Source organism: Deinococcus marmoris (genome assembly GCF_001949125.1).
Classification (GTDB): domain Bacteria; phylum Deinococcota; class Deinococci; order Deinococcales; family Deinococcaceae; genus Deinococcus; species Deinococcus marmoris_A.
Genome location: NZ_MSTI01000118.1, coordinates 23,326 through 46,099, shown reverse-complemented (window position 1 = coordinate 46,099; position 22,774 = coordinate 23,326). Strand labels below are relative to the sequence as shown.

The 22,774-nt window shown below is 65.1% G+C and carries 20 protein-coding genes and 1 pseudogene; 9 read left to right on the top strand and 12 right to left on the bottom strand.

Going from position 1 to position 22,774, the window contains the following annotated elements; translation table 11 throughout:
- A pseudogene (locus tag BOO71_RS17775) lies at positions 1–310 on the top strand (hypothetical protein); the annotation flags it as partial.
- 373 nt (positions 311–683) lie between these two features.
- A complete protein-coding gene (locus BOO71_RS17765) occupies positions 684–2,939 on the top strand; it encodes a xanthine dehydrogenase family protein molybdopterin-binding subunit (RefSeq protein ID WP_075834605.1) in 2,256 nt (751 codons plus the stop codon).
- Between the two features lie 94 nt (positions 2,940–3,033).
- Here the strand turns inward: BOO71_RS17765 and menC (BOO71_RS17760) are convergent, their stop codons facing one another.
- From menC (BOO71_RS17760) to BOO71_RS17735, 6 genes are read right to left on the bottom strand one after another with little or no spacing between them, the layout of a single operon-like run.
- A complete protein-coding gene (menC, locus tag BOO71_RS17760; protein ID WP_075834603.1) occupies positions 3,034–4,146 on the bottom strand; it encodes an o-succinylbenzoate synthase in 1,113 nt (370 codons plus the stop codon).
- Between the two features lie 10 nt (positions 4,147–4,156).
- Positions 4,157–5,053, bottom strand: coding sequence for an ABC transporter permease (locus BOO71_RS17755; RefSeq protein WP_075834601.1), 897 nt, complete (start codon positions 5,051–5,053; stop codon positions 4,157–4,159).
- Entirely contained in the window at positions 5,046–5,960 is a 915-nt protein-coding gene (locus tag BOO71_RS17750; protein ID WP_075834600.1) for an ABC transporter permease, read from the bottom strand. The genes BOO71_RS17755 and BOO71_RS17750 overlap by 8 nt, the downstream gene beginning before the upstream one ends.
- 52 nt (positions 5,961–6,012) lie before the next feature.
- Positions 6,013–7,533, bottom strand: coding sequence for an ABC transporter substrate-binding protein (locus BOO71_RS17745; RefSeq protein ID WP_075834598.1), 1,521 nt, complete (start codon positions 7,531–7,533; stop codon positions 6,013–6,015).
- Positions 7,534–7,569: 36 nt separating this feature from the next.
- Positions 7,570–8,760 (bottom strand): o-succinylbenzoate synthase, encoded by a 1,191-nt coding sequence (gene menC / locus BOO71_RS17740; protein WP_075834596.1) that lies wholly within the window; start codon positions 8,758–8,760, stop codon positions 7,570–7,572.
- On the bottom strand, positions 8,744–9,601 hold the full coding sequence (locus BOO71_RS17735; protein ID WP_075834595.1) for a MurR/RpiR family transcriptional regulator: 858 nt from the start codon (positions 9,599–9,601) through the stop codon (positions 8,744–8,746). Before BOO71_RS17735 ends, menC (BOO71_RS17740) begins: the two co-directional genes overlap by 17 nt.
- A 261-nt stretch (positions 9,602–9,862) precedes the next feature.
- Between BOO71_RS17735 and BOO71_RS27135 the strand changes: the two genes are divergently transcribed.
- Together BOO71_RS27135 and BOO71_RS17730 are read left to right on the top strand one after the other, a co-directional pair.
- Entirely contained in the window at positions 9,863–10,069 is a 207-nt protein-coding gene (locus BOO71_RS27135; RefSeq protein ID WP_139323010.1) for a hypothetical protein, read from the top strand.
- 64 nt (positions 10,070–10,133) lie between these two features.
- Positions 10,134–11,036, top strand: a complete 903-nt coding sequence (locus BOO71_RS17730; RefSeq protein WP_075834593.1) for a transposase — start codon at positions 10,134–10,136, stop codon at positions 11,034–11,036.
- 28 nt (positions 11,037–11,064) lie between these two features.
- On the opposite strand, the gene BOO71_RS17725 is transcribed toward BOO71_RS17730, so the two are convergent.
- Genes BOO71_RS17725 through BOO71_RS17700 form a run of 6 tightly spaced genes read right to left on the bottom strand, consistent with a single transcriptional unit; the run spans position 11,065 to position 17,328 of the window.
- Positions 11,065–12,027: a nucleoside hydrolase gene (locus tag BOO71_RS17725; protein ID WP_083653583.1), complete on the bottom strand. Its 963-nt coding sequence runs from the start codon at positions 12,025–12,027 to the stop codon at positions 11,065–11,067.
- Positions 12,024–13,712 carry an adenine deaminase C-terminal domain-containing protein gene (locus BOO71_RS17720; protein WP_075834592.1) on the bottom strand — a complete coding sequence of 563 codons (1,689 nt, stop codon included), beginning with the start codon at positions 13,710–13,712 and terminating at the stop codon, positions 12,024–12,026. Before BOO71_RS17720 ends, BOO71_RS17725 begins: the two co-directional genes overlap by 4 nt.
- Positions 13,709–14,698: an ABC transporter ATP-binding protein gene (locus BOO71_RS17715; protein WP_075834590.1), complete on the bottom strand. Its 990-nt coding sequence runs from the start codon at positions 14,696–14,698 to the stop codon at positions 13,709–13,711. Before BOO71_RS17715 ends, BOO71_RS17720 begins: the two co-directional genes overlap by 4 nt.
- A 10-nt stretch (positions 14,699–14,708) precedes the next feature.
- On the bottom strand, positions 14,709–15,485 hold the full coding sequence (locus tag BOO71_RS17710) for an ABC transporter permease (RefSeq protein ID WP_075834589.1): 777 nt from the start codon (positions 15,483–15,485) through the stop codon (positions 14,709–14,711).
- Positions 15,482–16,300: an ABC transporter permease gene (locus tag BOO71_RS17705; RefSeq protein ID WP_075834588.1), complete on the bottom strand. Its 819-nt coding sequence runs from the start codon at positions 16,298–16,300 to the stop codon at positions 15,482–15,484. The genes BOO71_RS17710 and BOO71_RS17705 overlap by 4 nt, the downstream gene beginning before the upstream one ends.
- Complete coding sequence (locus BOO71_RS17700) at positions 16,300–17,328, bottom strand: ABC transporter substrate-binding protein (RefSeq protein ID WP_075834586.1); 1,029 nt, start codon at positions 17,326–17,328, stop codon at positions 16,300–16,302. Before BOO71_RS17700 ends, BOO71_RS17705 begins: the two co-directional genes overlap by 1 nt.
- Positions 17,329–17,434: 106 nt before the next feature.
- On the opposite strand from BOO71_RS17700, the gene BOO71_RS17695 reads away from it, so the two are divergent.
- From BOO71_RS17695 to BOO71_RS17675, 5 genes are all read left to right on the top strand, one after another.
- Positions 17,435–18,184 (top strand): GntR family transcriptional regulator, encoded by a 750-nt coding sequence (locus BOO71_RS17695; protein WP_083653578.1) that lies wholly within the window; start codon positions 17,435–17,437, stop codon positions 18,182–18,184.
- A gap of 180 nt (positions 18,185–18,364) precedes the next feature.
- A complete protein-coding gene (locus BOO71_RS17690) occupies positions 18,365–19,363 on the top strand; it encodes a LacI family DNA-binding transcriptional regulator (RefSeq protein WP_075834583.1) in 999 nt (332 codons plus the stop codon).
- Positions 19,360–20,694, top strand: coding sequence for an FAD-dependent oxidoreductase (locus BOO71_RS17685; RefSeq protein ID WP_075834581.1), 1,335 nt, complete (start codon positions 19,360–19,362; stop codon positions 20,692–20,694). The genes BOO71_RS17690 and BOO71_RS17685 overlap by 4 nt, the downstream gene beginning before the upstream one ends.
- Entirely contained in the window at positions 20,687–21,913 is a 1,227-nt protein-coding gene (locus tag BOO71_RS17680; RefSeq protein ID WP_075834579.1) for an ABC transporter substrate-binding protein, read from the top strand. Before BOO71_RS17685 ends, BOO71_RS17680 begins: the two co-directional genes overlap by 8 nt.
- On the top strand, positions 21,910–22,773 hold the full coding sequence (locus BOO71_RS17675) for a carbohydrate ABC transporter permease (protein ID WP_083653576.1): 864 nt from the start codon (positions 21,910–21,912) through the stop codon (positions 22,771–22,773). Before BOO71_RS17680 ends, BOO71_RS17675 begins: the two co-directional genes overlap by 4 nt.
- Position 22,774 lies beyond the last annotated feature (1 nt).

Here is a 22,774-nt window from a genome sequence, read left to right as displayed (position 1 = left end):
AGGGAAACGCCGCTGGCGAATCGAAGCCTTTTTCAAAACGATCAAGGGCCGCTTCGGACTTGAACGCTTTGCGCAGCACAGCAAACAGGGTGTCTTGCGCTGGTGGTGCCTCTCCGGCTTGGCCTTCCTGCTCTGTCATCTCCAGGACCTTGACCTCCCTCTTCGCCTGCCGGGCATATGGCCTGACTGGGGCGACCTGGCGAGAACCGTGAGGTTCTCGTTCGTCCCCGACGTGCATCGTCGTGCGCTTCAATTGGAGCTAGACGCGCTCGATGCCTTCCAGCACGCATCCCCTGCCCTCATTGTCTAAACTGCAAGATGTCAGTTGACACTCCCCAGACCTAAAGGCGGGGGATTCTTAAAGTTGGAATGAACCCATAACTCAGGACCAGTGGTCAAGCACTTCTGAGCAGAATGGGAGCGGGCGGCGAACTCGGTGGGCAGAACGTAGTCCAGACTCGAATGCGGGCATTCCTGGTTGTACAGTTCCCCGCTAAAGTGGTCCAGGTCTGCGGCGACATTCATCGGTAAGCCGTACACTTCCACGCCCTCGAGGAGAATCGATTTCTTGCCTGGCTGTGAACTGCCCAGCCACTCGCCCGCTGGCAGGCCCCTGGGCGTGAGGCGGTGTTCTTGGGCCACGCTAGCCCGTAGACTCTCCATCAAACCCTCAGGAGGTCCACGTGACAGAGACCACTTACCTCGGCAAACGGCGCAGGATCATCGACGGCCTCGAAAAGGTGCGGGGCACCGCGCGCTACACCGCCGATCTGAACCTCGCGGGCATGCTGCACGCCCGCCCGGTCCTCTCGCCGTACCCGCACGCGCGACTCAGGGCCATCAACGCCTCCGCCGCCCTGAGCGTGCCCGGCGTGGTCGCCGTACTGACTGGCGAGGACCTGAACGGGGGGCGCACGGCCCACTCGCGACCCAGCATGCTGCTCGCACAGGGCGAGGTTCAGTTTGCCGGGCAGCCGGTCGCGGTGGTTGTCGCTGCCACCGAGGCGCAGGCCGCGGACGCTGCCGCGCTGCTGGACATCGACTACGAGGTGCTGGAGAGCGTGGACGACGCCGGGGCGGCCATGACCGACGAGCGGCTGGTGTGGCCGCAGGGCGTGCCCAGCGCAGACACCAGCCTGGCAAGCCTGCACGGCGGCGAGACGGGCGCTCAGGGCGGCGACACGCGGTCGAACATCGACGAGCGCCGGACGTTTGCGCGGGGAGATGCCGGAGCCGCGCTGGCGAACGCGCACACCGTGGTGGAGGGCACCTATACGAATTCGTGGATTCACCAGGCATATCTGGAACCGCACGCGGTGGTGGCACAACCCGGCATCCGACCCGGCCAGGTCACGGTCTATACCAGCACTCAGGGGCAGTACGCGGTGCGCGGCGAGGTCGCGGGCGCGCTGGGGCTGCGCGAGGGGGACGTGCGCGTCGAGCCGATGACCGTGGGCGGTGGTTTCGGGGCGAAGTACGGCATCATCGACGCGCTGGTGACGGCGGTGGCGCTGCACCTGGACCGCCCGGTGCGGATGGTCCTGTCACGCAGCGAGGACATGCTGACCACCATGCCCGCTCCTGGCACGGTGATTCGCGTGCGCCTGGGAGCCGATGAGACCGGCCACCTGGTGGGTCTGGACGTACACGCCGTGATCGAGAACGGTATCTTCCGCTTCGGCCACGCGGGCATCCTCGCCACCCTGATCGGCGGAATGTACCGCTGCGAGAACGTGAGCATCGAGACGCTGGAAGTTCTGACCCACCGTGCGCCCACCGGGGCCTACCGCGCGCCCGGCGTGCCGCAGGCCCTCTTCGCGCTGGAATCGAGTATCGACGAACTCGCCCGCACCCTGGGACACGATCCGCTGGAGCTGCGGCTGCTCAATGCCGTGGAGGGCGGCGACCCCACCGGCACCGGACGCCCGTGGCCGGACATCGGCCTGAAGGCTTGCCTGGAACGGGCGCGTGAGCATCCGCTGTGGCAATCGCGCGCTGCGCGGCCCCACGAGGGCGTGGGCCTGGCCGTCGGCGGTTGGCCAGGGGGATTCTCGCCTGCCGGGGCGGTGTGCCGGGTGGACACGGACGGCACCGTGCGCCTGCATGTCGGCAGCGTGGATATCAGCGGCGTCCACAGTTCGATGGTCCTGATCGTCGCCGAGACGCTGGGCATCGACCCGGAAACGGTCGAGATCGTGCAGGGCAGCACCGACAGCGGCCCGTATGCCCCCGCCTCGGGCGGGTCGCAGGTCACCATCAGCCTGTCGGGCGCGGTGCTGGGTGCCAGCCAGCAGGTACGCGAGCAGTTGCTGGACCTCGCTGCCACACATTTCGAGGCGCACCGCGACGACATTGAGCTGAGCGGAGGCCAGGCGCGCGTGCGCGGCGTGGCCGGACAGGACGTGACCCTGGGACAGCTCGCCCGGCTGGGTCAGGGGACGGCGGGCGGCCCCGGCCCGGTGGTCGCCGAGGGCCGCGCCGCGATCAAGGGCGGCGCACCCGGCTTCACGGCGCAGCTCATGCGGGTGCGGGTTGATCCTGAGACCGGACACGTCACGCCGCTGGAGGCGGTCTGTATCCAGGACGTCGGGTACGCCCTCAACCCGCTGCTGGTCGAGGGCCAGATGCACGGCGGCACGGCGCAGGGACTGAGCATGGGCCTGTACGAGGGCCTGAACTTCGAGGGCGGCACGCTGACCAATCCGAACTTCCTGGAATACGTGTTCCCCACCACCACCGACCTGCCGCCTATAGACGCGGTAATCGTCGAGCGGCCCTCCGAACACGGGCCGTTCGGGGCGCGCATTGTCGGTGAACCCCCCATCACGGCAGGGGCCGCCGCCATCGCCAACGCGATCCGCGACGCGGCGGGCGTGCGCGTCACGAGCCTGCCTGCCACGCCCGAGCAGGTCTGGCGGTTGATGCAGGAGCGCGGCTGAACGTGTGACTGCCAACAGGCCTCTGGCGGAAAAGTCACTTCTGGAGACCTGGCGGGCAGGCAGAACAGAAAATTTGTTTGTCTGCGTCCCCCACTCAGCCTGTCTGGAAGTCGTCGACCGTCTTCAACGTGACGCTCTGGATGAAGTCCCAGTTGGGCGTGACGCCAATGCCGGCCCCCGGAGGCACGGCCATCAGGCCGTCTTTGACCTCCAGCGGCTCGTTGACGATGTCGGTGGCCCAGTACCGGGAAGCCGAACTGGTGTCCCCGGGCTTGCTGAAGTTCGGGAGTGTCGAGAGATGGATGTTGTGGGCGCGGCCGATGCCGGCCTCCAGCATGCCGCCGCACCACACCGGGATGCCGAACGCCTGCGCGAGATCATGGATACGGCGGGCCTCGCCGTGCCCGCCCACGCGGCCCACCTTGAGGTTGATGACCTTGCCGGCGTTCATGACCAGCGCTTTGCGCGCCGATTCCGGCGAGATCACCGACTCGTCCAGGCAGATGGGCGTGCGCAGCAGGGCCTGCAACTGGGCGTGATCGTTCAGGTCGTCGAAAGCCAGTGGCTGCTCGATGTAATCCAGCCGGTACTGGTCGAGCGCCGTCAGAACGCCGGTGTCCGCCAGGGTGTAGGCGGAATTGGCATCGACCGTCAGGTCGGCGTGGGGAAAAGCGGCGCGCGCCGCCTCCACCGGTTCGATATCCCAGCCGGGTTTGATCTTCAGCTTGACCCGCCGGTAGCCCTGATCGAGGTGCTCGCCGATCAGATCCACGGTGGCCTGCGCGGAGGGCTGGATGCCCAGACTGACGCCCACCTCTACCTGGTCTCGCACGCCGCCGAGGAGCTCCCACAGGGGCGTGTCTTTCGACTTGGCGTACAGGTCCCAGAACGCCATCTCGACCATGGCCTTGGCCATCGCGTTACCCCGGTACGCCGCCAGTTCCTGCCGGAGCCGCTCTGGATTGGCGAAATCGCGCCCGAGGATGCGGGGCAAGAAAGCCTGTTCGAGCAGGTCCCAGGCTCCGGCGATGGTTTCCTCCCGGTACATCGGGAGCTTTTCCATCACGCCCTCGCTGTAGCCTTCCAGGCCCTCGCCGCGGAGCGTCAGCAGCGGGATGGTCCGGAAGGTCTGGGCTCCGAACGACGTCTCAAAACGGAATTTCAGGGGCAGCTGGATCAGCCGCAGTTCAGCACTTTCAATACGCATCGCTTACACCTCAGTTGTTTCTGATCCGCGGATCGAGCAGGTCGCGCAGCCCGTCCCCGATCAGGTTGACGGACAGCACCGTCACGAAGATGGCGACGCCGGGGATCACGGCCATCCAGGCCATGCCCAGCAGATAGTTGCGGGCCTCGTTGAGCATGCCGCCCCACGATGGAATCTCCGGGGGAACACCCAATCCCAGGAAAGAGAGGGCGGCGGCCGAGAGCAGCACATGCCCGAACTCGTTGGTGGCGATGACCAGGATCGAACTCATCAGGTTGGGCATCAGATGCCGGAAGAGAATCCGGCGCGTGGGCGCGCCCAGAGCGTTGGCCGCCTCCACGAACTCACGTTCCCGCAGCGCCACGGTCTGCGACCGCACCAGCCGCGCGAACGGCGCCCACGAGGTGATCACCAGCGCCAGAATCAGGTTGGGCAGACCCGCACCCAGCACCGCGACGATCACCAGCGCCAGCAAAATGGTGGGAAAAGACCAGACTGCGTAGATCAACGTCGAGATCCAGTAGTCGACGCGGCCACCCACGTAGCCGGCGATCAGGCCCATGGTGATGCCGAAGCTGCCGGACAGCAGGACCGTCAGACCGGCCACGAACAGGTCCGTCCGCCCGCCGTACAGCACCCGGGCCAGGGTGTCCCGGCCCACCTGATCGGTGCCCAGCAGGTGGTTGGGATCCCCTCCTGCGTACCAGGACGGTGGGCGCATGCGCGCCATGATGTCCTGGAGCATGGGATCCTGACCGAACAGCACCGGGGCCAGCAGCGTCACGGCCAGGATCGCGACCAGCATGACGCCGCCGACCAGTGCAGAGGGATAACGCCGGAGCTGGCGGAAGAACGAGACGGGCTTGCGCGGCGCAGTCTCTGGACTGGAAACAGTCACGTCAGCCATACCGCACCCGGGGATCGACCAGCCCGATCAGCAGGTCCGACATCAGGTTGAAGATCACGACGCTCAGGGCGGTCAGCAGCACGATGCCCTGGACGATCGGGACATCGCCCTGGGTAATGGACTGGACCGCGAGCTGGCCCAGTCCTGGCCAGGCAAAGACACTCTCGGTGACCACCGCGCCGCCGAGCAGGGCCCCGACCTGTAAACCGACCACGGTGATGATCGGGTTCAGGGCGTTGCGCAGCGCGTGCTTGACGGTCACCTGACGCTCGGATACCCCCTTGGCCCGCGCCGTGCGCACGTAATCTTGCGACAACACGTCCAGCATCGAGGAGCGCGTCAGCCGCATGATCACCGGCAACAGGCCGCTGGCCAGCGTCAGCGTCGGCAGCACCAGGTGTTTCCAGCCGCCGCTGCCGGCCACCGGGAGCCAGCGCAACTGCACCGCGAACAGGATGATCAGCATCAATCCCAGCCAGAAATTGGGCACCGCCTGACCGGCGGTGGCCAGCATGTTGGCCACCACGTCGATCCAGGAGCCCCGGCGCAGGCTGGCCTGGATGCCCAGGAACAGACCCAAGGTCAGGGCCAACACCAGGGCGCTGAAGGTCAGCTGCAAGGTGTAGCGGATGCGTGGACGGATGACGTCGAAGACTGGTTCGTCGGTGAACAGAGACCGACCGAAATCGCCGGTGGTGGCCCGGCCCAGCCACTTGCCGTACTGGACGGGAAGCGGCTCGTTCAGGCCGAGGGTCTGACGCAGCCTCACAATGTCCTGTGCCGTGGCATCCGGCCCGGCCAGAATGCGCGCCGGGTCCTTGACGCCGTACAGCAGACCGAAGGTGGTCAGCGACAGGATGAACGTGACCAGTACAGCCTGGATCAGGCGCTGGACGACGTAGGTCACGGCTCACTTCCAGCGCGCGGGTCAGCGGCCCTGTACTTTTCCAGGACAACGGTCATTTCCAAGACGCCAGCCAGTAGCGGTCGATCTCGTCGTTCGATGGGCTCCAGTTCAGGTTGGCGCGCATGCCCGCGATCACCTTGCCGCTGAACAGCGGCACCCAGTACGCCTGATCGGTGACACGCGCGATGGCCGACTTGAACAGGGCCGCGCGGGCGGCGCTGCTGATGGTGATCCCCGCATTCGCCAGGGCGTTCTGGACCGCCGGATCCTTAATGTAGACGAACTCGCCGCCCCGCGAGAAGAAGGGATCCATACCAGTCGAGGCGTCGTAGACGCTGTTGGCTCCCCACGAGCCGAACCACAGCGGCACCTTCCCAGCGGCCAGCGATTGGGACGCGACGTCGTACTGGCCGCCGTACCACTTCAGGTTCGCCTTGATGCCGATCTTGGCGAGATATCCGGTGAGCGCCTGGGCCACCGACTGCTCGCGGTACCCGTAGAGGTCCACGGTAAAGCCGTTGGGATAGCCGGCCTCGGCCAGCAGCTTCTTGGCCGCCACCGGATCGTACTTGTAGGTCTTGGCGGCCTTCGCGTCGCAGCCGAACTGGGCGGGGTTGCAGGGCGTGTCGATGGTCTGGGCGTAACCGCCCAGCAAGACCTTCTCGATCTCGTCGCGGTTGATCGCCATGTATACGGCCTGGCGCACCTTGGGGTTTTTGAAGTACTCCACGCCTGAGCGCCCGGTCGCGTCCATCTGCAGGAACCAGAAGCGCAGAATGTCCGCCGAGTCGATCTTGAGTTCGCTGTTGCGGGCCAGCAGCGGAGCCTGATCGGAACTGATCCCACCCGGACGCACGAGGGACAGTTCGCCGGTGGTCAGGGCCGCGACCCGCGAGGATTCTTCAGGAATCATGTGAACCACCAGATTCGAGATCTTGGGTTTCGTCTTGGCCCCGCCGAAATAGCTGTCGTTGGCCTTAAAGGTCATGGTGTTGGCCTTCCACGACACGAAACGGTAGGGGCCAGTGCCGACGGGGTTCTTGGCCAGACCCGCCGCCCCGGCTTCTTTCAGGTACTTTGCGGGCAGCATGATGGCGGAGGTGGACAGGGTTTCGAGGGCGATCGGCGCGGGCTTTTTGGAGATCAGCCTCACCGTGTATTCGTTGACCTTCTCGGCCTTGTCGATCCAGCGCAGGATGTCCGCGCCGGGGTTGGGATTCTTGGGATCGACGGCGTAGTTGAAAGTGGCCACCACCGAGTCGGCGTTGAAGTTCTCGCCGTTGTGGAACTTCACGCCCTGGCGCAGCTTGAGTTCCAGAGTGGTGGCGTTGACTTTTTTCCAGGACGTGGCCAGATGAGGCACGAGCTTGCCGCTGGCCGGATCGCGAACCAGCAGGGTGTCGCCCCAGTTGTGGGCCAGCACCAGGGGCAGGCGGTCAGTCGTCGCGTAAGGGTTGAGGGTCAAGATCACCCGTTCGTAGCCGACGTCAAGGGTGTCGTTGGCCTTGCTGGCCTGCCCGGTGGCAGAGAGGGCGAGCGACAGGGACAGCATCAGACTCAGCTTGTTCTTCATGGCGTTCTCCTTGAAAGCGGTGGATCGGAAGGGAGTTCAGTACACTTCGTCGGCGGGAGGCTGACCGGCCTGGTCGTCCACGCTGGGCGGCGCGCCGGCCCGGACCGTGGTCACCGAGCGGGTGACCTCGTCGATGACGCCGTGATCCAGGGTGACCCCGATCCCTGGACCCTGCGGCACAGGCATCCATCCCCCGGACACCTCCAGCGGTTCGCGGATGATGTCGCGCTGCCAGTAGCGACTCGCACTCGAGGTGTCGCCGGGGAAGACGAAGTTCTCCAGGGTGGACAGGTGGATGTTGTGGGCCCGGCCCACGCCCGTTTCGAGCATGCCGCCGCACCACATCGCCGCCCCGAAGGCCTGGGTCACGTCGTGGATGCGCCTCGCCTCGAAGTGACCGCCCACCCGCGCCACCTTGAGATTGATGACCCGGCCCGCGCCGATGCCCAGCGCCTTGCGGGCGTCCTGTGCGCTGGTAATGCTCTCGTCGAGACAGATGGGCGTGCGGATCTCCCGTTGCAGCGCCGCGTGGTCCAGCAGATCGTCGAAGGCCAGCGGCTGCTCGATGTACTTCAGGTGGTAGGCGTCCAGCCGCTGCAACGCCGACAGGTCCGCAAGGGTGTAGGCGCTGTTGGCATCCACTGTCAGCGGCAGGTCCGGGTACGCCTCACGGGCCGCCGCCACCGGCACCTCGTCCCAGCCAGGCTTGATCTTGAGTTTGACGCGCTGGTAGCCGGCATCGACACTCTGGGCGAGCAGGTCCAGGGTGGCGGCGACGTCACGCTGGATCCCCAGGCTCACGCCCACCGCCACGCTGGAACCGTTGCCGCCCAGCACCTGCCACAGCGGCAAGTCCAGCGCCTTGGCCCACAGGTCCCAGGCGGCCATCTCCAGCATGGCGCGCGCCATGCGGTTGCCCCGGTAGGAGGCGAGTTCGGCGGCCAGGGCCTGGGGATGGGGGTAGGCCCGCCCCAGGACACGCGGCAGCAGTTGCCGTTCCAGAAAGGCGAGCGCGCCGGGCACCGTCTCTTCGCGGTACAGCGGCAGGTAGTCCATCACGCCCTCGGCGTAGCCTTCATGGCCCTGGGCATGCAAGGTCAGCAGCGGCACGTACCGGCGGCGCATGACGCCGAAGCTGGTCTCGAAGGCGAAGCGCAGCGGCAGTTCCAGCACGCGCAGCTCGGCGGACTCGATCAGCAGCCCACGCGGTTCAGTAGCTGAAGACATCCTGCTCCTCAAACTGCCGCTCAATGGCTTCCAGACGCGCGGTGCCCAGGCGGTCGACCAGCTTGGACGCCAGCAGCATGCCCAGACTACTCGGCAGCGTTGCCGACGCGAAACGGCCCGAGGTGAGCTGATCAGCCTCGGCTCCCCGTGTGGGCAGCACGATCACATGGCTCGCCTGCCGCGCCCCCGGTGCCTGCGCGCTGTCGGTGATCAGGGCCACCGGAACCTGCTCCTGAAGCAGCTGGCCGATCAACTGCGACGTCGCCTGGGCGTAGCGCTTGACGGTGAACGCGACCAGCAAGTCCCCGGCCCCAGCGCCCATCCACTGCTCGGGCGCGCCCACCGCATGCTCCTGAAGCAGGGTGACGCCTGGACGGACAGTGCTCCAGAGGTAGGCGCAGTAGGCGGCGGCCGCCGCCGAGCCGCGCGTGCCCGCCACGAAGACCTGCCGGGCCCCAGCCAGGTGCGTCACCAGATCGTCAAGCGGCTTTTCCGGAAAGCGTTGCATCTGACCGAGCAGATCCAGCTCTCTTTGCCAGTGAACGGCGGCCTGAGAGTCGGCGGGCAGCGCCGTCGGCACGTGCCGGCCCCGCAACTCGGTGCGGATCACGCGTTGCATGTCCGGGTAGCCCCGGTAGCCTAGGCGCTGGGCAAGGCGCGTAACGCTGGAGGGATTGACCCCGACGTCGTGGGCAAGCTCGGCGGCATTCATGAGCGGGAGTTCGTCCCAGATTGCGCGCATATGGGCCATGAGCCGCCGTTCGGTCTGCGTGGCTCCGTTCTGGGCCGCGTCAAAAGTCTCGATCACGGAAGAATGTGGCTGGGCGGTCTGGTGGGCCATGACTCACCTCCTCTCAATATTTGGCAATTTTGATTGCCGCATTCTACGACTTTGCAATTTCAATTGCAAGTTGAAAGCCGTTTGTGAATGCCTTTAACTCCGAGCGAGTCTCTGGGGCATGACGCTCAGTAAAGGACCTGGGCGACTGATCGACCACCAAGTCCCGGACTCGTGAACACCGGGCACTCGAAAAAGAACTGGACCCTGACGGCCTGACAAAACAGATGAGAATGCCTCCACCAAGAGGCATTCTTGTTGTGTATGAAAACAAAAATCCCGGTTGGTGGAGACGCGGCCATTCTATTCCAACAGCTCAATTACTGGCTGCGTACCGCTCCCTGGCGAGATGCCCGGCACCTGGTCGCCTGCACCTGGATGATGGTGGGCATCGTGCTTTCCGAGTCCATCCATCCTGCCCGGTGGTCATCCTTTCGTCATTTCTGGTGCAACACAGGCACAAAGTACTGAACGACAGCTCATCCGCCATCTCTCGCTGACCACGATTCCACGCACGGCCATTTATCAGCATATTGTGCGGCTCGCCCTGTCGCAGTGGGGTGATGCCCGCATCACCCTGGCTCTGGACACCACCCGTCTGTTCCATTCCTGGTGCCTCATCTGCGTGTCCCTGACGTACCGGGGCCGCGTCATTCCGCTGGCCTGGCGACTGTTGCGTCATTCCAGCTCCACCGTAGGGATCAAAGACATTCGGCCTGTGCTGGTCAGTGTCCATAGTCTGCTCTCACATCTTCCCCAGATTGAAGAGGTCTACATCGGCGCGGATCGTGGCTTTATGGACCGCGAACTGATGCGTGTGTTCATAGCGTATGGCTGGCAATGGAACATCCGTGGGAAGGGCCAAGTGTACGTCTATGACACCCAGGGCAAAGCCCTGGGCCAGATCCGCCAGCAACTCAGCCAACATGGCACGCCCGTCTTCCTCAAGGACGTCTATCTCACCAGGGCCAGGTTCGGCCCGGTCCATCTGGCGGCGATTCACCCGCCAGGAGCCAGAGAACCCTGGTTCATCGTGAGCGGTCAACCCTGTGGTCCACAGACCTTCGACGAATACGCCGGACGATTTCAGATTGAGGAAGGTTTCCTCGATCTGAAAAGTGGGGGATTCCAGCTTGAGGACACCCATCTCCGACACACGGCTGGCCTGGAGGGGCTGATTTTCGTGCTGGCGTTGACCTCAGTGTTTTTGTTCAGCGAGGGAACGCAAGTCGTGGAGGAGGGTCAACGAACCTCCGTTGACCCTCACCATCAGCGTGGATTGAGCGACTTCCAGATCGGCTGGCGAGCCATTCGACAGCGACTCTCCCGCCGTATCCCCTTTTTGCAACGCTTGAGACTCTCGCCAGCACCGGACCCTGAGCCATCTCGGCATCCACGCGCTCCGCCTGTTCAGCACGCCGATTCTCCCCTCTCATGATTTTTGTCAGGCCGTTAGGAACTGGACCTCAATTCTTAAGCGCTGACTCTTCAGTCAGGGCCGTCCGCAGCAGGGCCATCATGGCGGTCTGGCTCTCGGGCACGTGGGCGTGGGTGAGCACCTCGGCGTTGGCCACTCCACGGGCCGGCACCCTGAACTCGCAGACCGTCATCCCCCGGGTCAGGGTGCCGTCCAGTTCTACACGCACGTGCGCAGGCACGCTGGTGAACAGCTCCGGATAGATCAGTCGCAGCGCGGCACAGGGATCATGGAACGGCATCGGACCCGGACGTCCCGGCGAACGGATGCCGAGGTAGAACTCCAGGTGATCGGCCAGAAGCGCCGCACGCTCACCGGGCCAGGAGCGCAGGGTCCGCAGGTGATCCGGATCCACGATGACCTGCCGGGTCAGGTTGAGGCCCACCATCACGAAGGGCACGCCGGAAGTCAGCACCAGATCAGCGGCCTCGGGATCAGCAAAGGCGTTGAATTCGGCGGCGGCGGTGTGGTTGCCCCGGTCACTGGACCCACCCATCCACACGATCTCGCGGAGCAGCTCTGGCACGCGGGCGTCCGCCTGAATGGCGCGGGCGAGGTTGGTCAGCGGCCCCAGTGCCAGGACGCTCAGCTCACCGGGATGGGCGTGGGCGGCGGCGATCAGGGCCTGCACTCCGTCTCCCGCCTCGCCCGGATATGGCCCAGGCGGCAGGGTTCGGTTCACCGATGCCAGACCCGTCGGGCCAAGCAGGTGCTGGGAGGTGACCAGGGCACCGGCGAGGGGACGGTCGCGCCCGGCATACACCGGAGCTTTCAGCCCAAAAAAATCCCGCGCTCGCACGGCATTTTCGAAAGTGTCGGCCAGCGGCGCGTTGCCGGCCACCGCACTGACGCCTAGCAACTCGATCTCCGGTGCAGCGCTCAGCATCAACCAGCTGGTGAGGTCATCGAAGCCCGGATCGGCGTCGAGCCAGATGGGACGGGCGCCGTTCACGGGAACAGGGGGAGCAGCGCGCGGCGCTCCACGTCGACGAGGCCCCGGTCCGAGACCTTGACCTGCGGGCTGACCGTCAGCGGCAAAATGGTCAGGAACAGCACCGGATTGAGGTGAACCACGCCGCCCCGCCGCAGGGCCGCCTCGATGGCCTCGAAGTCGCGGGCGACGTCTGCCAGCGGCGCGTCGCTGATCAGGGCCGCCACCGCCAGAGGTAGGTGAAGGTGTTCCTCGCCGTGGACGTAGGCCATCCCGCCCCCGGCGCGCTGCAATAGCTGGGCGGCGGCCAGCATGTCCTGCCGTGAGCGGCCCACGACCAGCAGGTTGTGGCTGTCGTGCGCCAGCGTGCTGGCAAACGCGCCCGAGCGCAGCCCGAAGCCGCGCAGCAGCCCCAGGCCCGGTGGCCCGCTGCCCTGGCGGGTAAACACGGCAACGGTGTTCAGGACGTCGTCCGAGCTGCCGTCCTGCGGCCAGCCCTGATCGAAAGTCACCTGCTGCGGCTCGAGGACGGTAAAGGTGTTGCGGGTGTTGGCCCTCAGAACGTTCGTCAGGTGGGAGCCGTCCGGTACGGCGAACGTCAGTGCGGCCGCGTCAATGGTGGGCCGGGTCAGCTCTCCCCCAGCCGGCGCTGGGAAAGGAACCGTTTTGGTCAGGCACTGCCCCTGCCGGGCGACGGGCTGGCCCGCAACCCAGGTCTCGTTGACCTGGAAGTCGGCGCCGGCTTCCAGCACGCAGAAGTCGGCGGCCCGGCCCGGCGCGAGGATCCCCACATGCCGCAGGCCCAGGTACATGGCCGGACGCAGGCTGGCCGCCGCGACGGCGTCTACCAGCGGCCAGCCCAGATCAGCGGCCAGGTTGACCAGTCGGGAGAGGTGGCCGCCTTCAAGGCGGTTGGGCATCACGTCGTCCGTGACGAGCAGGACCCGTGAGCGGTCCGGCAATTCAAGGACCGCCCGCACCACCTCGGCGTTCAGGCTCTTTTCCTGCAGCATCACCGTGTAGCCTTTGGTGAGTTGTTCGAGCAGCTTCTCCGGCGTGGACAGCGTGTGATCCGAGAGAATGCCGTACGCGGTGTAGTCCGAAAGCACCGTGCCGCCCAGGGTGGGCGTGTGGCCCTCGATCAGCAGGCCGGCGTCCTGGGCCGCCGTGATGAGGGAGGGCAGCGCGGTGACCCCGGCCGCCAGGCCCTGGTAGTCCATGACCTCCCCCAGCGCCAGCACGCGCGGATGCGCGGCCAAGCGGCGCACGTCGCCGGCGTCGATCTTGCCCAGTGCCGTTTCCAGCTCGGCGGTGGTGGCCGGCACGCACGAGGGCACCGCGACGTAAACCCGCAGGGGCAGACCCTCGCTGGCGTCCAGGGTGTAGGTCACGCCGACCACGCCCAGGACGTTGGCCAGCTCGTGCGGGTCCGTCATCACCGTGGTCGTCCCGTGCGGCAAAACCGCCTCGGCGAACCGCCGGGGTGTCAGCAGGCTGGACTCGATGTGCATGTGGGCGTCGATCAGACCGGGCGTCACCCGGCGGCCCCCCAGGTCACGGGTTTCCACGGCGTCGATACCTGCGGGCACCTCGCCTTCCTCGACGTACTGGAAGCGCCCGCCCCTGATCCCCAGCCAGCCCGCGTAGGTGCGGCTGCGGGCCACGTCGAAGATGGTGGCCCCGGTGAGCAGCAGATCGAGTGTCATGCGTCCCTCAGCGCGGCGGCGCGTTCGGGCGGGAGGGTGAAGGTCAGTTCACTGCCCTCGGCCCACTGGGCGGTGACCGGCGCGAAAGCCTTGACGCGGCCTAGTGGACTGTCGAGCAGGAACTCGAGATGCTCACCCTGGTAGGTGCGGGCCAGGACCCGCCCGGACGTGGGACCGGCGCCCAGCGTCACCGACTCGGGCCGCCACGCGAAGTGGGTCGCGGCCGGGTGTGTGCGCCGCAGCGGCTCCGGGACGTTGCCGGCAGACAGAATGTTCTGCCAGCCCATGAAGTCGGCGACGAACGGCGTCCCCGGGCGGGCGTAGACCTGCTCCGGCGTGCCCTGCTGCTCGATGCGCCCGGCACGCATGATCACGATGCGGTCCGACAGCGCCAGCGCCTCGTCCTGGTCATGCGTGACGTACAGCATGGTGACGCCCAGTTCACGCTGGATGCGCCGCAACTCGCCGCGCATGTCCAGCCGCAGCTTGGCGTCGAGGTTGCTGAGCGGCTCGTCGAGCAGCAGCAGCCGGGGCTCGATGACGATGGCCCGCGCGAGTGCCACACGCTGCTGCTGGCCGCCCGACAGGTTGGCGGGCAGCCGGGCAGCAAACTCGGACAGGCCCACCACTTCCAGGGCGTCGCCGACGCGCCGGCGCAGCTCCGCGTCCTGGACCTTGCGCAGCCGCAAACCAAAGGCCACGTTCTCGAAGGTGCTCAGGTGCGGGAACAGGGCGTAGGACTGGAAGACCAGGCCGATATCGCGCCGGTTGGCGGGCAGGCGCGTGATGTCCTGGCCGCCCAGCGTGATCGTTCCGCCAGCCGGCGCGAGCAGGCCGGCCACCGCGCGCATGGTGGTGGTCTTGCCGCAGCCTGACGGACCGAGGAGCGACACCAGTTCGCCGTCCTGCACCTCCAGGTTCAGGTCCTCGACGGCGGGGGCATTCCCATAGCGCAGGTGCAGATGATCGAGTTGCAGGTGACTCACAGAGACCTCGTCATACGTACCTCGACAGACCGAGCACCCGCTCAAAGACCAGCACCAGTCCGATGGAAAAGATGATCAGCAGGGTGGAGAGCGCCGCGATGGTGGGATCGTAGTTGTACTCCATGAACGTCAGCATGGAGATCGGCAGCGTGGAAACGCCGGGACCGGTCAGGAACAGCGAGACCGCCACCTGATCGAACGAGGTAATAAAGGCCAGGACGGCCGCCGCCGCCACACCGCCGCGGATGTTGGGCAACACCACCAGCCGGAACGCCGTCAGACGCGAGGCTCCCAGGCTGATGGCGGCTTCTTCGATATCGGGCTTGAGGTTGATCAGGCTGGTCGAAACCACCCGCACCACATAGGGCAGCAGCAGGGCCGTATGGGCTGCCAGCAGCGACGGGTACACCGATCCACCGAGGTTAATGAAGTACTGGAGCAGGGCCAGGCCGACCACCAGTCCCGGAACCAGCGCCGGACTGGTCAGCACTGTCTGGATCACCACTGCGCCAGGCAGGCGGAAACGGCTCAGGGCATAGGCCACCGGAATGCCGAGTGCCAGGGCCAGGCTGGTGGACATCAACCCCAACCCCAGGCTGGTCAGGAAGCTGCTGCGAAAGCTCTCCACCTCGAAGACCTTCGTGAACCACTGCGTGGAGAAGCTGGTCGGCGGAAATTTTAACGTCGGCTCCCCACCGAAGGCTGCGATGAAGACCACCAGAAAGGGGCCGACCAGGAACACCAGGGTCAGGTACAGGATGATGATGGGAACGCGGCTGGAATTCATGTTCGCCCCCCACGTCCGCGCAGCACGCCCGCCACGGTCAGGGTCAATGCCAGCATGACCACGCTGATGACGCTCGCAGCGGCGTAGTCGACGGTCACCCCGGCCTTCTGGTAGAGCAGCGTGGCGAGCAGTTGTACGCGCGCGCCGCCCAGCAGCGCGGGCGTGACGTAGGCGGTGATACAGCCGGTGAAGACCAGCGTGCCGCCCACCACCAGACCCTCGCGGGTCAGCGGCAGGATCACGCGGGTAAACGACTGCAAGGACGTGGCCCCCAGGCTGCGCGCGGCAGGCACCACATCGCGGGGCAGGTTCTCCATGGCGCTGATCAGGGTCAGCAGCATCAGCGGAATGAACAGTTGCGCCATCCCGATATAGACCGCCCACTCGGTGTACAGGATGCGCACCGGCTCCTGGACCAGCCCGCTGCGCAGCAGGGCGGTGTTGACGATTCCAGTCTGCCCCAGCAGCACCAGCCACGCGTACGTGCGGGCGACGGGCGAGGTCATCAGGGGCACGATGATCAGCGCCGTGACCAGGCCGCGGTAGCGCGGCGGCACCGACTGGATGCCGTAGGCGGCGGGATAGCACACCACCGCGCTGACCAGGGTCACGACCAGCGCCACCCGCAGGGTTCGCCACAGCACTTCGAGGTTGAAGCGGTCGCCGAAAAATGACGTGTAATTGCCCAGTCCAAAGGTGTCGCCCACACTGAAACTGTTGAGCAGCAACTTGACCACCGGGTAAAGGAACACCAGCGTCAGGAACAGCAGGGCCGGCGTGACCAGCAGCCAGGGCGTGACGGTTCGGCCTGGCATCACTTCACGACTTCACGGTTCCAGCGCTGGATCCAGTTGTCGCGGTTGGTCAGGACGTAGGACGTGTCCATGAAGCGCAGCCCCGCCACCTGGCTGACCCCCACGGTCAACTGGTTGGCGACGGCAGCCGGCAGCTTGACCTGCTTGTTCACTGGGGAGTCCACCAGATCGAGGGCCTGGGCCGTCTGCACCGGCGTCGACAGCATGAAGTCGATGAATTTATGGGCCAGTGCCACGTTTTTGCTGCCCTTGACCACCGACGCGACGTTCACCAGTCCTGCCTGCCCGTCGGATAGCCGCGCCCAGGCCAGGGGCTTTTTGGTGTTGAGCAGTCCGCCCCACGCGAAGCGGCCCACCGGCGCGGCCCAGATCTCGTCCTGTGCGAACAGCGAGGTCACCTGCGACGACTGGTTGTAGTACGTCAGCACCTTGAGCTTGCCGAGCTGGCCAAAGGCGGCGGAAGCGTCGCTGTCCTTGCCGCCGTAAGCCCGGTTGACCAGCCACACCGTGGGCGGTCCCTGGGTCGTGGTGATGTTGGGCAGCGCGACTTTCCCGGCCAGTTCCGGGCGCCACAGGTCCTTCCAGGAGGTGATGGGTTTGGTGATCTTGTCGGTGCGGTAAACGATGCTGACCGAGTAGACCGTGAAGGCCACCGCCGTGCCGTCCTTGAGGGGGTCGCGGGCGAAGTCATAGAGCTTGCCGTAGTTGCTGAGCTGGGCCGTGTCCAGTTTCTCGAACAGCCCCTGGTTGCTGGCCTGCTTGGCGAAATAGTCGGCAAGCAGCACGACGTCCACATTGGGATTGGCCTTGCGCGCGGTCAGCTTGGCGAGGCGGTCGGCGTTGTTGCCCACCTCGAAGACGACGTTGCAGCCGCAGACAGCCTCAAAGGGCTTGGCGATGTTCTTCTCGATCTTGTCCTGGGCGATACCGAAGCCGGAGACCACCAGGGTGGTCTTCTGGGCCTGAGCAGCGGCGAGGCTCAGTGGCAAAAGCGTGAAGAGAAGCCGGACATGTCGGGGGGTCTTCATAGGCACTCCTGAACAACATCGTGTGAAGCGGCTGCGGGATTGTGGCGATAGCGGAGGTTGTTGGACGTCCGACATCATAGATCGTGTAAACTCCGGGTCTTCAGCTATGGATACACAACCTTCCTCTGCCGTGCGGGCCACGCGGCCCCAGATGGTGGCCGAACATCTGCGCGGCCTGATGCCGGGCCTGGCCCCTGGTGAGCGCTTACCCAGCGAAACCGCGCTGAGTGCCGAACTTGGAGTGAGCCGCACCACCGTACGCGAAGGTCTGGCCCGTCTGGAGCGCGACGGCCTGATCGTCCGCCAGCATGGTCTGGGAACCTTCAAGGCCAGGCCCCCACAATCGCTACATGCGCCGCTTAACCATGTGCTGCCCATTCCCGACGTGATCCGCGCGGCAGGGTACGAAGCGCAGGTGGACACTTGGACCCGGCGGAGCGGTTGCGCCGACGCGGCCACCGCCGCCGATCTGGGTGTCTCCCAGGATGTCAAACTCACTTCTCTCGACGTGCTGTACCTCGCAGATGGGACGCCTGCCGTACAGGTGACGTACACGTTCGCGCCGCACATTGACCGGGCCATCGCCGACTGGGCCGCCTTCGAACCGACGCGGGGAGTGATCGACTTCCTGACCCCTTACCTGCTTGACCCGCTGGCCTCCACCTCGACACGCATCTCCGCCGTGGCGGCAGACCCATCGACGGCCCGTATCCTCCGGGTGGCCGTGGGCAGCCCACTGCTGCGCTTCGTGACCCTGGGCCTGACTGCGGGCGGCGAGGTGCTCTACCGCAACGTCTCTTTCCAGTCGGGTGATCTGCTGGACGTGCATATTTCGAGACAGGTCACGGCTCCGTAGCTGGCCCTGATGAGGTTCCCCCATCGGTCAATCCAGTCCAAGTGCAATGGAATCGTACCTCTGAGCCGGCTCCAAAAACTTCTCCGGGTCACATCATCGCTCCTGCCTTTCGGTAGCGCAGTGCAAATTTTGCATTGAATTTGAATTCTGAGCGCGGAACTCCTACGCTGATCATTACCCATGCGTGTGAACCAGAGTGATATTGCGCGAGCCGCAAATGTCTCCATCGCCACGGTGTGCCGCGTTCTGAAAGGAAACACGCACATCGGAGACGAGACACGTCTCAGGGTGCTCCGAATCGCCGCTGAACTTGGCTACTCCTCGACTCGCTACCGGCGCACAGAAGAGCCGTTGAGCATCCACGTCCTCTTCGTCCGGTTAAGTCAGTTTCCACCAAGTGACGTGTTCTTCGGGGAGGTGCTTCACGGAATCATGGAAGAGGCTGCTGTTGGCGGCTGTCATGTTCATTACTCCGAGGTCGCGGATATGCCCGACGCGCTGGACGTTGTGGCCGGTCACGACTGTCTCGTCGTGGCCGGACTCCCACTGTCTGATGACTTCGTGCGGCTTATCCACTCACTCACTCTGCCGACCGTATTCGTTGGGCGTCATCAGCGCCATACCTGCTCCAATGCGGTCTTGACCGACAATATCGGAGGCGCAGAACTGGCCACCAGACATCTGCTGGACTCTGGCTCCCGTCGGCTGGCGTTCATGAGTCCAGATCCAAAAGATCCTGTCTATGGTGACCGGTTGGCAGGGTTTCAACGGGCCCTTGCAGAGTACGGCTATTCACCGGCCGGGCACTGGCATGCCGAACCGACCGCGCTTGCTGGTGAACAGACCGTCGCTAAAATTCTGGGTTCGGAGGATCCTGGCGGAGCAACAGACGGAATTTTTGTCGCGCATGATCTGATGGCCGTGGGCGCGCTGCGGGGGCTGGACCGGGCGGGCGTGGCAGTTCCGGGCGACATGCAGATCGTCGGTTACAGCGACGTGTCCGCTGCCGAGGCCGCTCACCTCACCACGGTTCATGTGCCACGCCGTCGCCTGGGACGGCATGCTGCGCGCCTCGCTGCCCATCTGGCCTGGGGCGAAGCGGAAGCCCCCATTCACTGGACCCTGCCGCCCTCGCTGGTCATCCGGGACACGACGCGCCCTCTGAAGGGAACGCCATGAACGTGGATGTCCTGGTGGTCGGTGGCGGCCCCGCCGGGATGATGGCAGCGCTGGCTGCCGCCCGCGGCGGCATGTCCGTTCTGCTCGTCGAAAAAAATGGTTATCTGGGCGGCAGCCTCACATCGTACGGCACTTTTCCCATGCTGACGTTTCATGGGCCGAAAGGGCAGGTTATCTGGGGCTATCCTCAAGAACTCGTCAACGAACTGCGTCAGGGCGGATTCAGTCCTGGACATGTGGCTGACGGAATCGGTTACGCGCCGAGCGCCACGCCGTTCCATGCCGAAGGTCTCAAATACGTCAGCGAGCGAATGTTGCGGGCAGCGGGTGTCCAGTTGCTGTATCACTCGTTGTTCACCGAACCGACGCTGGACGGTACGCGTGTTACTGGGGCCACGCTGTGGTGCCGTGAAGGGCGTGTGGTTGTCAACGCCGGCGTTGTCATTGACGCTTCTGGTGACGCTGAGGTGGCGGCGCGCGCGGGCGCCGGGTACTGGCTCGGGCGTGAGGAGGACGGCCTGACTCAACCCCTGACCACCTACTTCAGACTGGGGAACGTTGATCTGGGGCAGGTCCGGGAATACATGCGCCGCCATCCCGAGGAGTTCCATGCGGGCAGTGACCCGGACGCCCAGTTCCTGGCGGTCAGCGGGTTTTTTAGTCTCTGGCGCAAATACGGTCCGGCCAACGTTCCCCGCGACCGCCTGCTCTTCTTCCAGACGTCTCTCAGCGCCGAGGTTGCGGTGAACACGGTCAGGATTGTCGGCGCGAACGCCTTGACCAGCGCGGGCCTGAGCGCTGCGGAAGTCGAGGGCCGCGAACAGCTCCACGCCCTGCTGACGTTCTTCAGGGCGCACGTTCCAGGATTTGAACAGGCTGAACTCGTGGCCGCCGCCGCCAGCGTGGGGATCCGTGAAACCCGCCGCATCGTCGGCGAGTACACGCTGACGGTCCCGGACATTCTTGAGCAGCGGAGCTTCGATGACGCCGTCGCCCAGGTCTATTACCCGATCGACGTTCATGCCCCCACCGGTCAGGGCGACGATTTCCACAAGTACACCTTCACCGAACCCTACGCCATTCCTTTCCGCACCCTGGTTCCCAGGGGTGTGCAGGGCCTGCTCGTTGCGGGCCGCTGCATCAGCGTGTCACACGAGGCGCTGGGGTCTACGCGCGTCTCGCCCATCTCGATGGCCCTCGGTCAAGCTGCCGGTACTGCCGCAGCGCTCGCCCTCTCACGCGGCATTGAAGTGGGTTCCGTCCCTGCTGCGCCGTTGCGTGCCGCGCTCAATCAGGCCGGCGCGCGTCTCCCGGAGGTTCGCTATGCGTAAGATTCTGACCCTGACCCTGGCCCTGATCGGAACAGCTTCAGCCAGCACCATCACGGTGTGGTATGCCGGCACCTTCCAGGGCCACATGGATCTCGTGAACAAGACCATCGTGCCGGCCTTCGAGAAGGCCAACCCAGGAGTCGATGTCCGCGTCGAATTCGTACCCTGGGGGGACCTCTCCACCAAACTGAATGCGTCTTTCGCCGCTGGGAACGCCCCCGACGTCTTCATGCATGGGGCGGCGGCCACAGCAGGCTTTGCGGCGAACGGCCGCATCGTGCCGCTCGATTCTTACCTCACACAGATCGACACAAAAGACTTCGGTAAGACCCTCAACCAGGGGCAGTACCTTGGGAAAAAGTACATGGTGCCTGTTTTCGGCGCTGGCCGCCTGCTCGTCTACCGCAAGGACCTCTTCCAGCAGGTCGGTCTGGACCCGAACAAGCCTCCCACCACCTGGAACACCATGCTGGCCGCAGCCCGCAAACTGACTACCCGCGACAGTTCCGGGCGGATTCAACGGGCGGGCCTGCTTCTGGACAGCGCGGGCACCAACCTTCAGCAGGTGTATGCCAGCCTCCTGTGGCAGGCCGGCGGTGACTTTTTTGATGACGCGAACAAGGTGGTGAAGTTCGATGGCATTCAGGGGATTCAGGCGCTCAAATTCATGCAGCAGTTGTTCGATCCACAAACAGGCGTCAGCCCCCTGGGCGAGCCGGTGTCGCCGGTGAGTCCGCTGGTCACGGGACGCGCCGCGATGCTCTTTGCTGTTCCCGACGATCTGACCACCATCAAGGTGAACAATCCGGACGTGTACGCCAAGCTGGCGGTCGCGCCCGCGCTCAAAGACAAGGAGCAGGCCACCCTATATTCCTTCAGCGGATTCTTCCTGAACGCCGACAGCAAGGACAAGGCCGACGCCTGGAACTACATCAAGTTCGCCACATCCTCCAAGAATCTCGAGGACTTCAACGCGGCGGCCGGCAACATTCCGCCCCTGCAAAGTCTGGTCAGCGCCAGTTTCGTCAAATCCAACCCGATCCTCCAGTCGTATATCCAGAACATGCAGTACGCGGTGGGCAACCCCAATGTCCCCAACTGGACGAAGATGCGTGACATTCTCAGCGTCCAGCTCGAACGGGCCATCTACGGCAAGGCCAGCGCCGCCGAGGCACTACGAACGGCGGCCCAGTCCGTGAAGCGTGAGCTTCCGAAGTGATCCAGAAACGGTGGGCCGTCTGGCCCTTCGTCCTGCCTGGCCTGCTTTACCTGGTGTTCACCCACCTTGCCCCGACCCTCTACGCCCTGTATCTGTCATTCACCAGTTACGATCCAGCGCAGCGGGGCGGGCCGGAATGGCTTGGGCTCGACAACTACGCCCGGCTGCTCACAGATCCCCAGGTCGCCCGCGCCCTGCTGGTCACGGCGCAGTTCGCCTTTGAAGTCATCCCTCTCAACATCGTCTTCGCCCTGGCCCTGGCGCTGCTCCTGAATGCGGCCAGCCGCCGACTCTCGGGCCTACGCGCCGCATTCTTTCTCCCCTCGGTGGCCAGCGCGGTTGTGGTGTCCTTGATCTGGCTGTGGCTGTACGAGCCGACGTTTGGCCTGCTCAATCAGGCGTTCAAGGCCGTGGGTCTTGGCCCCATGCCCTGGCTGTCCGATCCCAACTGGGCGCTGCACAGCCTGGTGATCATGCGGGTCTGGCGGGGCGTCGGCTGGAACGCCGTGATCTACTTGGCGGCGCTCCAGACGATCCCCGAAGACGTCAAGGAGGCGGGCCGTGTGGACGGGGCCAGCGACTGGCAGGTCTTTCGCTATATCACCTGGCCGCTGCTGACGCCGGTCACCATCTACGTCGTCGTGACGGGCCTGATCAGCACCTTTCAGACGTTTGCGGAGCCGTTCGTGATGACCAAGGGCGGGCCGCTGGAGTCAACCACCACCGTCGGTGTGCTGATCTACCGGCAAGCCTTCGAGTACGGGGAGATGGGTCTGGCAAGCGCCACGAGTTTCCTGCTGGCAATCGTGATTTTTGCGCTGGCTCTCCTCAATTTCCTGCGCGTGCGCAGGGCCGGTTAAG

Bases quoted from the DNA above. Each gene is read 5' to 3' on its own strand.
- BOO71_RS17690 (WP_075834583.1), top strand. From the start codon at position 18,365: ATGCGTGTGAACCAGAGTGATATTGCGCGAGCCGCAAATGTCTCCATC.
- BOO71_RS27135 (WP_139323010.1), top strand. From the start codon at position 9,863: ATGAAAACAAAAATCCCGGTTGGTGGAGACGCGGCCATTCTATTCCAA.
- menC (WP_075834603.1), bottom strand. From the start codon at position 4,146: ATGCGTATTGAAAGTGCTGAACTGCGGCTGATCCAGCTGCCCCTGAAA.
- BOO71_RS17745 (WP_075834598.1), bottom strand. From the start codon at position 7,533: ATGAAGAACAAGCTGAGTCTGATGCTGTCCCTGTCGCTCGCCCTCTCT.
- BOO71_RS17695 (WP_083653578.1), top strand. From the start codon at position 17,435: ATGGATACACAACCTTCCTCTGCCGTGCGGGCCACGCGGCCCCAGATG.
- BOO71_RS17755 (WP_075834601.1), bottom strand. From the start codon at position 5,053: ATGGCTGACGTGACTGTTTCCAGTCCAGAGACTGCGCCGCGCAAGCCC.
- BOO71_RS17680 (WP_075834579.1), top strand. From the start codon at position 20,687: ATGCGTAAGATTCTGACCCTGACCCTGGCCCTGATCGGAACAGCTTCA.
- BOO71_RS17685 (WP_075834581.1), top strand. From the start codon at position 19,360: ATGAACGTGGATGTCCTGGTGGTCGGTGGCGGCCCCGCCGGGATGATG.
- BOO71_RS17705 (WP_075834588.1), bottom strand. From the start codon at position 16,300: ATGCCAGGCCGAACCGTCACGCCCTGGCTGCTGGTCACGCCGGCCCTG.
- BOO71_RS17720 (WP_075834592.1), bottom strand. From the start codon at position 13,712: ATGACACTCGATCTGCTGCTCACCGGGGCCACCATCTTCGACGTGGCC.
- BOO71_RS17710 (WP_075834589.1), bottom strand. From the start codon at position 15,485: ATGAATTCCAGCCGCGTTCCCATCATCATCCTGTACCTGACCCTGGTG.
- BOO71_RS17700 (WP_075834586.1), bottom strand. From the start codon at position 17,328: ATGAAGACCCCCCGACATGTCCGGCTTCTCTTCACGCTTTTGCCACTG.
- menC (WP_075834596.1), bottom strand. From the start codon at position 8,760: ATGTCTTCAGCTACTGAACCGCGTGGGCTGCTGATCGAGTCCGCCGAG.
- BOO71_RS17735 (WP_075834595.1), bottom strand. From the start codon at position 9,601: ATGGCCCACCAGACCGCCCAGCCACATTCTTCCGTGATCGAGACTTTT.